The sequence below is a fragment of the Arenibacter catalasegens genome, assembly GCF_002909235.1.
GTDB classification, from domain to species: domain Bacteria; phylum Bacteroidota; class Bacteroidia; order Flavobacteriales; family Flavobacteriaceae; genus Arenibacter; species Arenibacter catalasegens.
In genome coordinates this window covers 109109-122392 of the sequence record NZ_PHQQ01000017.1, presented here as the reverse complement: position 1 = coordinate 122392, position 13284 = coordinate 109109, and the positions used below count along the sequence as shown (strand labels likewise).

General features: G+C 37.8%; 12 protein-coding genes. 6 read left to right on the top strand and 6 right to left on the bottom strand.

Going from position 1 to position 13284, the window contains the following annotated elements; genetic code table 11:
* The first annotated feature begins 619 nt into the window (after positions 1 to 619).
* Positions 620 to 1858 (top strand): PAS domain-containing sensor histidine kinase, encoded by a 1239-nt coding sequence (locus tag CWD90_RS14075; RefSeq protein WP_103476707.1) that lies wholly within the window; start codon positions 620 to 622, stop codon positions 1856 to 1858.
* A gap of 174 nt (positions 1859 to 2032) precedes the next feature.
* Here CWD90_RS14075 and CWD90_RS14070 read toward each other — a convergent pair whose 3' ends face one another.
* From CWD90_RS14070 to CWD90_RS14050, 6 genes are all read right to left on the bottom strand, one after another.
* Entirely contained in the window at positions 2033 to 2755 is a 723-nt protein-coding gene (locus CWD90_RS14070; protein ID WP_103476706.1) for a head GIN domain-containing protein, read from the bottom strand.
* Positions 2756 to 2928: 173 nt separating this feature from the next.
* A complete protein-coding gene (locus tag CWD90_RS23580; protein WP_262494954.1) occupies positions 2929 to 3054 on the bottom strand; it encodes a hypothetical protein in 126 nt (41 codons plus the stop codon).
* 191 nt (positions 3055 to 3245) lie between these two features.
* Positions 3246 to 4601: a hypothetical protein gene (locus CWD90_RS14065; RefSeq protein WP_103476705.1), complete on the bottom strand. Its 1356-nt coding sequence runs from the start codon at positions 4599 to 4601 to the stop codon at positions 3246 to 3248.
* 35 nt (positions 4602 to 4636) lie between these two features.
* Positions 4637 to 5329 carry a hypothetical protein gene (locus CWD90_RS14060; protein WP_103476704.1) on the bottom strand — a complete coding sequence of 231 codons (693 nt, stop codon included), beginning with the start codon at positions 5327 to 5329 and terminating at the stop codon, positions 4637 to 4639.
* Between the two features lie 124 nt (positions 5330 to 5453).
* Positions 5454 to 6086 (bottom strand): response regulator, encoded by a 633-nt coding sequence (locus CWD90_RS14055; protein ID WP_103476703.1) that lies wholly within the window; start codon positions 6084 to 6086, stop codon positions 5454 to 5456.
* 71 nt (positions 6087 to 6157) lie between these two features.
* Positions 6158 to 9214, bottom strand: a complete 3057-nt coding sequence (locus CWD90_RS14050) for a ligand-binding sensor domain-containing protein (protein WP_103476702.1) — start codon at positions 9212 to 9214, stop codon at positions 6158 to 6160.
* Positions 9215 to 9575: 361 nt separating this feature from the next.
* On the opposite strand from CWD90_RS14050, the gene CWD90_RS14045 reads away from it, so the two are divergent.
* The 5 genes from CWD90_RS14045 (at position 9576) to CWD90_RS14025 (ending at position 13273) form a co-directional block, all read left to right on the top strand.
* Positions 9576 to 9962 (top strand): dihydrofolate reductase family protein, encoded by a 387-nt coding sequence (locus tag CWD90_RS14045; protein ID WP_205161243.1) that lies wholly within the window; start codon positions 9576 to 9578, stop codon positions 9960 to 9962.
* A gap of 217 nt (positions 9963 to 10179) precedes the next feature.
* Complete coding sequence (locus CWD90_RS14040; protein ID WP_103476701.1) at positions 10180 to 11025, top strand: alpha/beta hydrolase; 846 nt, start codon at positions 10180 to 10182, stop codon at positions 11023 to 11025.
* 66 nt (positions 11026 to 11091) lie between these two features.
* Positions 11092 to 11418 carry a DMT family transporter gene (locus tag CWD90_RS14035; protein ID WP_103476700.1) on the top strand — a complete coding sequence of 109 codons (327 nt, stop codon included), beginning with the start codon at positions 11092 to 11094 and terminating at the stop codon, positions 11416 to 11418.
* A 272-nt stretch (positions 11419 to 11690) separates the two neighbouring features.
* On the top strand, positions 11691 to 12269 hold the full coding sequence (locus CWD90_RS14030; RefSeq protein WP_103476699.1) for a hypothetical protein: 579 nt from the start codon (positions 11691 to 11693) through the stop codon (positions 12267 to 12269).
* 68 nt (positions 12270 to 12337) lie between these two features.
* The gene (locus CWD90_RS14025; protein ID WP_103476698.1) at positions 12338 to 13273 is read left to right on the top strand and encodes an SGNH/GDSL hydrolase family protein; all 936 of its coding nucleotides are present in this window, start codon (positions 12338 to 12340) and stop codon (positions 13271 to 13273) included.
* Positions 13274 to 13284 lie beyond the last annotated feature (11 nt).

Here is a 13284-nt window from a genome sequence, read left to right as displayed (position 1 = left end):
CTGTCAGTTCCAAATATCGGGATAGTTCTATGACTAAGGCTATCGCTGGATCGCTGACAGGTTTTCAATTATATGACTTTTTTAGATTTAAAAATAATAATTCAAACCTAAGGTAGTTATCGGGAGGCATTAGTTCAATGTCCAATGTTTAAAAGTTGAAAGTCGTCACTTCGAGTGGTTTTGCATAACGAAGTGGAGCAAAAATGTATCGAGAAGTAAATAAGGCAAACCAAACTTGTTCTCGACACTAAATGACTATAGGCATTTAACTCGAACTGACGATAGAATTAAACTCGTCATTGCGAGAGCAGCAAAGCAAACTGTTTATTCTTGATTTGAAAAAGCTTCGTGGCTATATCCCCTCGCAGTAACGAATCCTTGCTAAAGCCCACCCTTGGGTCAAAGTGACTTTAACGAAGTGATTACCTTGTCACTGCAATTTGTCTTCCCATTGTTGGACTTTTGATAGAATTAAGGAATGCCCTCTGCATTTAACCCTATCCAAATCTTTAAGTTGAACTTATTTTAACTGTTAAAGTGGAATTCTATGATAATTTGGTATAATTATAATTGATGAAAATCGTAGCTTTACGTCTTAGCCTAAAAAAGTAATAATTTGATGTGGTTTCCTTTACACAGCCGATTTAAGCGCCATAAGAATAATAGGGTCAATTCCTATAGCGAATTGGAAGATCAGATCACTGAACTCCAAAAACAGAATGAAATACTTCAAGCGCTATTATCCTTTCATAATGTAGAGGAAAAAGAATATGGAAGTGAGAAATATGCCAATACCCTTCTCAATAATATGGGCGATGCTGTATTTGTCAAGGATGATGAAAGTAGGTTCCTTCTGGTTAATAATGCCTTATGTGATTTGATGGACCTTCCAAGAGCTAAAATAATAGGCAAGACCCTTGCTGAAAATATTCCTCTAGATGAAATGAAATGTTTTTTAGAAATAGACAAACAAGTTCTTTTAGACGGAATCGAGAATATTAATGAGGAGTACCTTACTCTTGAGCAAAATCAAAAAAAAATTCTTTCCACCAAGAAGTCAAGGTATATTGATGCCAACGGTAAGAAGTTCTTAGTTGGGGTAATTAGGGATATTACCGAAAGTAAATTGGCAGAACAGACTTTAAAAGAGAGTGAAGTTCAATTGAGGGAACTTAATGCAACCAAGGATAAATTGTTTGCAATTATTGCCCATGACTTAAGAAGTCCGTTCAATAATATTTTAGCATTATGCGAAATTTTGAATATAGCCATAAAAAAATCGGAAGTTGAAAGTTCTGAAAAGTATCTAGGCCTGATAGATTCTACAGCCAAAAAAACCCTTGTTTTGCTTGAAAATTTATTGGATTGGGCAAAATCACAATCCGGACAAATCAGCTTTAAATCAGAGAAAATTAGTATTGCTAATGTCATCCAAGAAATATTGGATCTTTCAAGATCCATTGCGAGAACAAAAGGTATAACTATAAATGTAATCGAATCTGATGATATTGAAGTTATTTCAGATATTAAAATACTAAAGACCATCATGAGGAATCTTATATCCAATGCTATTAAATATAGCAAACCTGGTGGTACTATTAGTATTGCTGTCATCGAAGTAGAAAACCAGCTTAAAGTGACTATTTCTGATAGTGGTGTAGGTATGAAGGATGAAACACGTGAAAATTTATTCCTTATAACAGCTAATACACCATTGCCAGGAACCTTAAATGAGAAAGGCTCGGGTTTTGGATTGGTGCTCTGTAAGGAATTTATTGAAAAACTGGGCGGTAAAATATGGGTGGAAAGCGAGGAAGGTAAAGGAAGCGATTTTAATTTTACCTTACCGTTGAATTAATTCTTGCATATTTGAAAAGCCTGTACATTTTGTAAATGTTTACAAAATGTACAGGCATTATATTCCTGAAACTTCTATGGGTCTATCTATTGCCAACAACTGAGATTTAGGCCAGATAATATCTCTATGAGACATCCTCGTCGGTTGGTTTACTATTCCAGGCCCAAATGCGAACTACCCTTTTTTTACAATCTTTGAGTCTGAAGACAGTTTTTGATGTACAATAGTGGCATTTCCTTTATAGGATAACACACTATTTCCGCTAGCATCGATCGAAATGGAATTGTTTACTGAAAGGTAAGCATTGCTGTTACCGGAAAGGTCAATTTTTAGCGTATTAACGTTAAGGTCGTAATTTGCTAATTCACAATTTCCCCTTAATTTCACATCAATGGTTTTAGCATTCCCTGAAAAATCGATCATGCAGTTCCCAGTAGAAACCATATCAAGGCTTTCAACGTCCAAAGGGCCGGAAATGAAACTATTACCTGTTAGATTAATTTTTAGATTCTCCGTTTCCAAAGGGTCTTCCAATACCAATTTCGCATTTCCCTTAATGGTAAAATTGTTAAGATTCTTAGTGGTAATGAATATGTTTAAAGTTTCCTTGCCCTTGATTCTTTGCACATTATCCAGTTTCACGGTTAACTTGTTACTTTCCTTGTATATTATGATATACTCAAAGAGATTGTCGTTCGCTTGAACTCGCAATTTTTCCTCGGTATCTGAAAAGTTAAGATAGACCTTAAAATTATGATTTACTTCCAAGGAAGTATAGCCCGAGAATTCATAGTCCTTGATTGTAATTTCCGAAGAGGCCGTTATAGTATCCTTTTCACAGGATAATAAGAGTGTTGAAAGGGCAATTACAAAACTTATTTTTGATGTTGTACGCATATCTTTTTTTTAAGTTGTTATTTCTTTGCAGTTAACAATAGATAGATTAGCAAAACAGTATATATTACGTATATACATTTTCTATAAAATTCGATACCCAGGTTTTTCATATTTCATTTATTTAAAAGTTTCTTATTTAAGAAGGCCCTTAAGGCAAGACCTTCTTTCTGTTTTTAATAAGCGGCTGTAAAACGTCTTAAGGCCGACCATTGACTTCTTTTACTATATTTATTTTGTAATAAGAAGACATGTTTATTGGATTCTGTAGGGATTCTTCTGTAATTATCAAATGCTTTCATGACTTTATTTTTTTTGATTATTTATAGAAACAAAGATCGTTTGGAATTCCCTGGCCTACAATCGCATATGTATGTGGAAGATTGAAGGTTCTTTATCTTGTTTGTACCGCCAATCACATTTTTAATAACATTCATTTTATATCTCCTATAATATTGAACAGAATAGGGTTTATAATAACTCTTCCTTTCTTCTAGGGTAAGGATACATTTCCAAGGCTGAGGTCTTCAAAAATGTTTACCATGTCATAATCCGAGTTCAAGGAAGTTCTGGAATCTTCTAAAGCAATACCATAACCGTGGCCATGGGCGATTTTCGAATTCTTTATGGTTAAATTGGCTAAGTAATCCCCGTCCAGGCCAATACTGGCTATTTTAGCCACCCCTGGCATTTCAGTTTTTCCGGCATATAGTACCTCTGCATGGTCCAGTAGGTTTTTAACACTGTCCGATTGGATTCGGATTCCGTTCCAGAAACCTTTAGTGTCATTTGCCCCAGTAAAAACAATTTTATTTGTAGCTGTTCCTTGGGCAATTACATAGCCATTGGGAAACACCCCCAGCATTTTGTCTTCGGCAAACTTAAAAACAGCTCCTGGAAGAATTTTTACGCCTGACTGAATTCCTAAATTGCCAGTTACCAGATAGGTGGCTCCAAAGTGCAGGGCTGGCCAAACGGTCTCGCTACCATCCTGACTGAACAAAGTAGATCCAAAGATTTCAACACCATTATGACCGTTGCCTATAAATTCCATTCCCCCTGCGTTATTCAATTTTTGAACATTATTTGCGGCCATTGACACAGCTGGACCTTGGTTTTCATAAAATTTAAGGAAATCCAGGGAGCCAAGTTCGGCTCCGTTTTCTACGTACAGTCCGTTGCCGCCACTTTGAGCAATTTTGATACTACTAAGTTTTAATTTTGCTTCATTGGCTCCTCCAAGTCCAATGGCGGTCTTGTTGTGTAAGTCATCCATGATATCACTTCCAGCATCATAGATTTCTACAAAGTTTAGTTCATTTTTTATATCTGCGGACATAAAGGAGATACCTTTCCAGTATCCTCCGTCCATGGATTCCTTCCCGCGGAATTTAATAGGATATTGATTACTACCAAGAGCGACTAAATAGCCCCTTGTGGTGATATTTATTTCTGAATCCCTATCCATGTACAATTCCAAACCTTCCATAGCCCTTAGGCCGGAAACTACCTCTATTTTTCCAGATACAAGATATTTCAGATTGCCTGGTCCATTGTAAATAGGGCTCCATACGGTTTCCTGCTGATTGTAGATACGGTCACCAATGATATTGATAGCGTTATCTTCATTATTATGGAATTCAGACAAGCTGGATAAAACAGCTAACTGGGATGCCGGTAATCTAATGACCTTATGGTTCTCCCTATACACATTAAACGATTCCGAACTCCATTTTCCTCCAATTTCAACAGCCATGGCATAACCAGCACTGTGCTGAATAATGGAGGAAACCAGGTTGAGGTGGCCGGGACCTTCATTATCGATTCCCAAACCAGTAGCAACCTCCATTCCCTGGGCAATGGCACCACCACCGTATTCAATAGTTACAGGTCTAATTTATTTAAAGGACTATTCGAATTTATGATCAATCCCTTCCAATAGCCAGGAACCTTGTTCTTACCCGTAAAGGTGGTAAACGAGCTGGCGGCAGCAGTAGTGATGATGGCTCCGGGATTGTCTATATACATAGCCGTATTTTCTTCAAAGGCAATAACAACGTTTGGATCCATGGTAAGTAGGGCGGTTACATGTATATCACCAATTACCAAATAATCAAATTTGTCAGGGTCGTCAAAGACATTGGCCAAATGGCGGCGTTCCGTGATGTTTTCCGAAATAATTATGGTTTCTTGAACGGGTGGGTTTTCTGCATCCTTTACTAAAATTGTCAATTCATCGGTGTCAAAAAATTCGGTATTGAAAATTTTTAGTTCCACAGAGTAATTCCCTGGCTTGTCCGGAGTAAATTTTGGCTTGGCCGTTGTTTCTTCAGTCAATTCGGACAAACTACCGTTAGGCGCTGTTTTTATTTTCCATAAGTACTCAAATGGTTTTCCTGCCTTATCCTTCGATTTGGAACCGTCCATAGTGACGGGCTGACCAATTAATATATCGCCTTGATTCTCACTAGCGGCATCTGCCACCAGCGTATTTAACGGAATTTCATAAGGGTCATCTTTGGAACAACCGATAAGTATTAAAAAGAAAATGGAAAGAAAAATTAGTTGTGTTTTCATAATCCTGATATTGAGTTAATGATTCAATTAAAATCAGGACAAAGAAAGTCAGGAACTTTAGCCCCTACAATCACATAAGCATGTGAATTTGAAGGGTTATTTGATAATAAGGTTTATGAATATGTTATAATAGCCTATCCTTAAAAGCCTTGGCCACTGCTTCACTTTTGCTATTCACATGAAGTTTTTCGTAGATTTTTTTAATGTGGGACCGTACGGTGTCAATGGCGATGTAAAGTACTGAAGCAATCATTTTATAGCTATAGCCCTCTACCAAAAGTTGTAGTACTTGAGTCTCCCTTTCACTTAGGCAATAGTCATTATTCTTGGTCTGTGGTATTACTTGGAACATTTTTAGTACCTGGGAGGCGATGGAGGAGGTCATGGGAGCCCCGCCCAAGATGGCATCTTGTATATATTCCAATAGTTTTGCCGGTGGGGTCTTCTTCAATAAATAGCCGTTGGCCCCATTCCGCAATGCTTCGAATACATTTTTATTATCGTCAAAGACGGTTAGCATCAATACTTTTACTTCTGCATCTACTTCCCTAATTCTTTTAAGGCCCTCCAGTCCATCGGTACCGGGCATGTTGATATCCATCAAGACTACATCGGGCGACCATTTCTCCACTTCCTCTGCAACGTTGTTACAATTCTTGTATGCTGCTAAAACCGAAAATCCGTCGCTACCATTGATCAACATAGTAAGCCCTTCACGAAACTGGGGATTATCCTCATATATTACTACCCTTATCATAACTGTCTCTTTTTGTAAAGTTAGGTAGGAAACCCATAGGATAAAATCACATAAATATGTTAAAATGACTTTTATCTTACAGGTATGTCCAAGCGAATTTTCGTACCCATAGCTGGCCTACTATCAATTTTTAGTACTCCTTTTAAGTTTGATGCTCGTCTAACCATATTGTCAAGGCCATTACCACTGTCTACCGTTTCTGTCTCGAATCCTATGCCGTTATCTGTAATATTCATATGGAGCCATTTATCTTTATGGGTCAAAAGGACCTCAGCCTCCTTGGCTTGGGAATATTTGGCAATGTTGTTGACGGCTTCCTTGAAAATAAGAAAGAGGTCGCGCCGGGATTCCATATCTAGTTTTAAATCGTTTATTTTATCCTCTACCTGAAAGTTGAATTCTATATTCCTTGCTTCCAAAATTCCAGTAGCGTATTCCCTCATTCGAGCAATAACCTTGTGCATATTATCATTGTCTGGTTTAATGCTCCAAACAATATCGTCCATGGCCTCCATCATCCTTTGGCTGTTATCGGTAATTTTGGTAAGGTAGCTGCTACTTGTTACGGTATCACAATTCATTTTACTTTTTGCCATAGAACTCAGGATGTTGATAGTACTCAGGGTAGAGCCCATATCATCGTGTAGGTCCCTAGCTACTTTATTCCTTAAGTTTTCAACGGCCAATATGCGGCTTACCCTTAGTAGATAGATAAAATAGGTGACGCCCAACACTGCAAATAGGATAAAGGAAATAAACCACCAGGTTCGATAGAAGGGTGGCAGTATTCTGAAATTGATGCTGGTCGTTTCATCGGGTTCCAAACCCTGTAGGTTCATACATTTTACTTGAAAGGTATATTTTCCAGAGGGCATAGTGGTGTAGGTTGCAGCCAGATCTCTTTCAGCTTTAACCCAGTCTTTGTTAACTCCAGGAATACGATAATAGTATTGTAATTTTCTTTGCTGAGAAAAGCTTAGGGCCGAAAAATAGAAAGTGAACGAATTTTGATAATGTTGAAAGGTGATTTCTTTTTGTGCCAAAATGGAATCTACGGGCACGTAAGTATTAAAGAGCTTAAAATCGGTAATGCTTACTTTGGGAGGTTTTAATTTATGATTTAGTTTTTCGGGCGAAAAACCGAACACCACATCCTCACCACCAAACCATATCTCCCCGTTTTGCATCTTCCATTTGGCACTGTTAGTCTTTTCTGCATAGATAACCCCATTAAGGTTGCTATAGGAACTAATGATATTCTTATCGTAATTGTAACTGCTTAGACCATTACTGGTTATCATCCAAGCAATACCTTCGCTATCCATCATCAATTGTAAAACCCTTGATCCATTTAAACCTTCGTAGGAGGTAATTTTATTAACCTTAGCAGTATGTATGTTAAGAATGTTCAAAGCCTCGGCTCCTACGAAAAAAATACTGTCGTTGTATTGTTGGATATCGGATATAGTATTGTCCATAATTCCATAACTATCGTTGAACTCCTTGTTGAAATGAAATAGAATTTCGTTGGTGTCCACATTTATGACGTATACGCCCTGCTTGTGCGTAGCAACCCATAACCTGCCTTGATGGTCCATATAAAGCCGGTAAATAATGGTGTTGAAATTATGTTTTTCCTCAAAGTTTTCATTGGCAATTGGGTCATTTTTGTTCCATTTTACCAAACGCCCGCTTTGGGTACCAAACCAAAGGTTTCCATTGTGATCCTCTTTGAGCTGACGAACGGTAGATTTCTTAAAAACGGGGGGATGCAACCAATACAATGCCTTTTTCTTTTTAGCATCAAATATGGCCAATCCACCTCCTTGACAGGCAGACCAAACATACCCAGTCTCACTGTGTTGTTGAAGATCCCAAATAGCATTATATAGTGCTAATGACTCTGGTCCATTGTCCTGGTAATGATTAATATCAAGGTTCTTGAAATTCGCATCATAAAATAGGATACCCTTACCCCAGGTTCCGATCCAGTTTTCCTTGTCCTTGGTTTCCAGTATGGCGTTTACAGGGGAGTCCAAGCCCAGGCCATTTATCACTACCAAACTATATATATCCTTTTGGTGGGGATTAATAACATAAAGGCCATTCTCGGTACTCAGCCAAATATTGCCTTCCCTGTCTTCAAATATATGTCTTACCTGATTACATCTAATATCAAACTCCATTGGATTGGCACTCAGGTGTTGGTGAAAGCCTTGTATGTCATTGTCATAACTCAATAACGAATTTTCGCCCCCTATCCAGATCTGTCCCGTACTACTTTCCAAGATCTGCTTAAGTACCGTATATTTTTTTATAGCGCGATTGCTTCCCAAGGTATCCGGTAGCATTTTGTTGGTTTTTGGGTCGAAGTGAAGTAGCACGGGATGTTCTAAGTGTGGACTATAGTCCCAATAGGTTACCCACCAGGTACCATTTCTGTCTATAATAAAATCCCCTGAATTGGTTATGGCCTTGTTGTTTAGTAGTGGTATGCCCTCTGGGTTATTGAGTTTATGGAACACCTCGCCACTGCTACTGCGGTAAACAGCAAGGCCCTGTTCACTACAAATCCAATATTCCCCAGTTTCTTTGTCCTCAAAGAGGGAGCCAACACCCCAGCCTCTGGGAATTTTTATAGGTAAATTGGATTCCACAAAAGAATTGGAATTGCCATCGTACCATAAAAGACCATATTTGGAAGCGCATAAGAATACTTGATTCTTGCTGTCTACATAGAGCTTGAATTCCGATCTAGGGGGAATGTTGCCAAAACTTCGTATAGGAACGGAGGTATAGTGAAAATCTACTGTATTGAATTTTCCGATCTGGCCTCCTTGTAAGAGCCATATGTAGCCATTGCCAGCATCTAAAATTTGATCTACGCCGATGCTTGGAGGTAGCTGGTATTTTTCGGGACCAACATAGGATAAAAATTTTCTACCATCAAAGCGCTGTATGCCCACCTCTGTGCCCACCCATAGAAAACCTTTAGAATCCTGCCAAACACATTTCACCTTGTTGGTGGCTAAACCATCGGCGGTAGAAAATCTATTAAAAACATAAGAGTTCTGTCCAAAAATATAGGTTTGGAAACATAACAAGCAAAAAAGAATTCTTATGCTCATGCCACCACTTGGTTTATATTAAAATTACGCAAAGATTTGACATCCATTGTATTAAAAAATCAATAATGATTTATTGCTCTGGAAGTCTTTCCTTATACGGTATAATTCAAGTTATGCTGATAGATGCATTGGAATTCATATGTCCAATAATAATTTGGTTAGAAATTGAAATAGTACTAACATGATTGTCTTTTTTTTTGATTGATGAATAAACCCTTTTTATTATATCGAGATTAGCTGTTTAAGGAATTTTTTTCAATTTCCATAAACTACCAGGTTATCGAACAGGACAAATGTAGACCAAGCTGGCAGTTCAGGAAATAGCATAAACATGTGATAATGATCTTCTTTAAATTCGGTATTGGGACGTAAAACCTTTGAAACAGTCTGTGGTTTTGATGGTGCATGGCCTTACAATGTACCAGTATTTGTAATGAGTAGGACCTTGGAAACTATTCCTGAGGTTTATAAAGACAAAGTGGAACTGGTAAAAGGTAGCCTAACAGAGGTATTGCAACAAAATCATAGCAAGGGATATCACAGGTTGTACATAGACGGAGGGGTAACCATTCAGAATTTTATAAAGGAAGACCTTATAGAGGAGCTAACAATTACAGTTATTCCAATATTACTGGGCGGAGGTAGTCCTTTGTTTTCACAATTTTCAGCGGCATTAGAATTTAACCTGGTGGAGTCCAAGGTGTTTTTAAATCAGTTAGTTCAGAGCCATTATAAACGGAAGCGTTAATCTTAGTGTTTTTCCAATAAAATATTAGGTAGAATTTCATTAAAATCCCTATCCTAGATAATGGTTGTAAGCAAGCAATTTTAAGGAAATGTTCAAGGTTCTTATCTGCTGTAACAATTCTGGTGCATAAGTTTTAAGGTTTTCCTATCTTAGAACCTAAATAAAAGTTGTGTGAAGTACCCATTCCAACTTACCTATCTTATAAAAAAAACTGACAATGCATTTGAAATATTTAATAGTCCTACTAATTAGCGCCGTATTCAGTACGCAAATATGTCTTGCCCAAGAAGAGATCCTTTACAAGACGGTTGATACTACCCAATTATTTTTGGAGGTGCATTATCCCCCTAAAATGGTTTCTTCTAAAACCTATCCTGGCATGGTCTTCTTTTTTGGTGGAGGATGGAAAGGAGGGGACCGCTCGCAATTCCTTAATCAGGCCAAGTATTTTGCCAAGCGGGGAATTGTTTGTTTTCTAGCCGATTACAGAATTGAAAGCAAAAATGGTACTACCCCGTTCGAATCGATCAAAGATGCGAAATCTGCCATCCGATTTATTAGGGAGAACGCTATTAAATTTAAGGTTGATACCTCAAAAATCATCGCTTCTGGAGGCTCTGCCGGAGGGCACCTTGCAGCTGCTACGGCCTTGATCGAAGCTTATAATGAAGTTACAGATAATACATCTGTTAGTTGTGTCCCAAATGCTCTGGTGCTTTTTAATCCAGTGATAGATAATGGTCCCGGGGGCTATGGTTTTGAACGGATTGGTGATGATTATAAAAGTTTTTCCCCACTACACAACATTCAAAAAGGAGCCCCCCCAACCATTATTTTTCAAGGTACCAAAGATCATTTGATACCAGTGGAAACAGCCGAGTATTATAAAGTGGTGATGGAAAAAGTGGAAAGTAGGTGCGACTTAAAATTATATGAAGGGGAGGGGCATGGTTTTTTCAATTATAAGAATTTTAAAGCATATAAAAAGACCGTTTCCCAGGCGGACCTGTTTTTGTTAGAACTAGGGTATTTAAAGCAAGAACCAGTTATAACCATAGACTAATAAAGCTTGGCGAAGGTAGTATGCCGAGGCACATAGCAATAAATACACATTGAAAATAGTAAATATATGAATTGGATTCTTCTAATCATTGCTGGTTTGTTTGAAGTGGCTTTCGCAGCCTGTCTTGGCAAGGCTAAAGAAGCTACTGGGGCAGCGATGACCTATTGGTACATTGGGTTTTTATTATGCTTGGGTATAAGTATGGCCTTATTGGTTAAGGTAACACGGGAATTGCCAATTGGGACGGCTTATGCCGTTTGGACAGGAATTGGGGCTGTAGGTACGGTATTGGTAGGGATATTTGTATTTAAAGAGCCTGCCACCTTTTGGAGATTGTTCTTTATTACCACTTTAATATGTTCCATTATGGGGTTGAAATTTGTATCGAATTAATTTAAAGGTCGATTTTTTTTAAAAGTTGCGGTTGCATCTGATAGTGGGTGGATATAAATATCTGATATTAAAATGAATCCAGTGAATAAGCTTCTCGTAATAAAATGTATAAACTCCTTAATTTGGCTATTTTTCGTTGTCGTAATTTTCTATATCTTGTATTCTGGTATATGCAATGACATTAATTCCAAGACTATCCTTGATGAAAATCAGTTGTTTACTATCTTGGAGTCCTAAATGATCATTTATCGAAAATACATTCTAAAATAGAAATGAAAAGCATAAAAGAAGTAATAAAAAGGAATATTTCGGGTAAGAAGGTGTTGTTGTATTTTATTCTCGCCAATCTAATCTACGTGTTCATGTTGGCAATAACGATTCCGAAAACTATGGAATTTTCAAAAGGATTAAAGTTATTGGATATGATGCCGGGTGGCTATAATCCGGAGTACATTAAAACTTTATTAGCCAATCTAGGAGAAGCTGGCCGCAGTATTTATCTATATGAGCAAATTCCGGTCGACATGATTTATCCTGGCCTTTTTGCAATTAGCTATTGCCTGTTAATGGCATTTTTTCTTCAAAAACTTCAAAAGTTGGACACTGTATATTTCTATCTGACTCTGCTTCCAATTGTAGCTGGAATTGCCGATTATATGGAGAATATTGGAATTATTACAATGTTGAATAACTATCCGGATGTATCGCAATTATCAATGAGTTTGACCAATATTTTTACAATTGTAAAAAGTATGGTCACCGCCATTTATTTTGTTGCATTGATTATTATATTGGTAATTTTCGGGATTAAGACCTTAAGCAATAGAAAACAAGGTGCCCATTCTAAATAACAACCTTAGGGGGTGCCATTAAGAAATAGATTAGAAGTAGTATTACAATAACTAACCGGACAAGATTTATGACAATTAAATATTTCACTGTGATAGCCTTTATTTTTGTTGGATTCCAGTTCAATGCAACAGCCCAAAGCGCTTATGAAATACCCAAGGGTGTTAAACGTATTCTTGTTCTTGGGAACAGTATCACCTATTCCGGACAATATGTGTCTTATGTTGAAACCTATTTTTCCTTGCAATATCCGGAAAGGGATTTTGAAGTTATTAATGTGGGTTTGCCCAGTGAAACAGTATCGGGGCTTTCGGAACCAGGTCATGCAGGAGGTAAATTTCCAAGGCCTGATTTACATGAGCGATTGGAACGAATTCTTGCCCAAATAAAACCGGATTTGGTATTTGCCTGTTACGGGATGAACGATGGAATATATTTACCATTTGATGAAGACCGTTTTCAAAAATACAGGGACGGAATTCTTTGGTTAAACACGGAAGTTGTGGAGTCCGGAGTGACTATTATACATATGACCCCTCCTATTTACGATGAGCGTAAGGGAGCAGCCTATGCCAATGTCTTGGATATATACTCCGCTTGGCTTATTAGTCAGCGGTATACAGCACAATGGCAGGTAATAGACCTCCACTGGCCCATGAGGAAATACCTGGAAGATAAGCGTGTGTTCAATGATGATTTTGTTTTGGCTACGGACGGCGTCCATCCCAATGATACAGGTCATTGGATTATGGCCAAACAATTACTTTTATACTTGGGCGAAGAGCAAGTATCCAATGCCGAGGGTATGGCAGAGGTGGTATCCCAATTCACAAATGGTAAGGAAATATTAGAGTTGGTGGAGGAGCGGCAAAAGATAATGAAAGATGCTTGGCTAACCTCAATTGGTCATAGAAGACCAGGTATGAATGTGGGATTGCCCCTTGAGGAAGCCATGTACCAGGCAGAAATATTGGATAAGGAAATACGTAATTTGCATAAGAAGTGATTAAACATTAT

What these genes read in the sequence shown, in the direction of transcription:
- CWD90_RS14035 (WP_103476700.1), top strand. Translation starts at nt 11,092, where the DNA reads ATGAATTGGATTCTTCTAATCATTGCTGGTTTGTTTGAAGTGGCTTTC.
- CWD90_RS14050 (WP_103476702.1), bottom strand. Translation starts at nt 9,214, where the DNA reads ATGAGCATAAGAATTCTTTTTTGCTTGTTATGTTTCCAAACCTATATT.
- CWD90_RS14060 (WP_103476704.1), bottom strand. Translation starts at nt 5,329, where the DNA reads ATGAAAACACAACTAATTTTTCTTTCCATTTTCTTTTTAATACTTATC.
- CWD90_RS14040 (WP_103476701.1), top strand. Translation starts at nt 10,180, where the DNA reads ATGCATTTGAAATATTTAATAGTCCTACTAATTAGCGCCGTATTCAGT.
- CWD90_RS14030 (WP_103476699.1), top strand. Translation starts at nt 11,691, where the DNA reads ATGAAAAGCATAAAAGAAGTAATAAAAAGGAATATTTCGGGTAAGAAG.
- CWD90_RS23580 (WP_262494954.1), bottom strand. Translation starts at nt 3,054, where the DNA reads ATGAAAGCATTTGATAATTACAGAAGAATCCCTACAGAATCCAATAAA.
- CWD90_RS14070 (WP_103476706.1), bottom strand. Translation starts at nt 2,755, where the DNA reads ATGCGTACAACATCAAAAATAAGTTTTGTAATTGCCCTTTCAACACTC.
- CWD90_RS14025 (WP_103476698.1), top strand. Translation starts at nt 12,338, where the DNA reads ATGACAATTAAATATTTCACTGTGATAGCCTTTATTTTTGTTGGATTC.
- CWD90_RS14055 (WP_103476703.1), bottom strand. Translation starts at nt 6,086, where the DNA reads ATGATAAGGGTAGTAATATATGAGGATAATCCCCAGTTTCGTGAAGGG.
- CWD90_RS14075 (WP_103476707.1), top strand. Translation starts at nt 620, where the DNA reads ATGTGGTTTCCTTTACACAGCCGATTTAAGCGCCATAAGAATAATAGG.
- CWD90_RS14065 (WP_103476705.1), bottom strand. Translation starts at nt 4,601, where the DNA reads ATGGAGGTTGCTACTGGTTTGGGAATCGATAATGAAGGTCCCGGCCAC.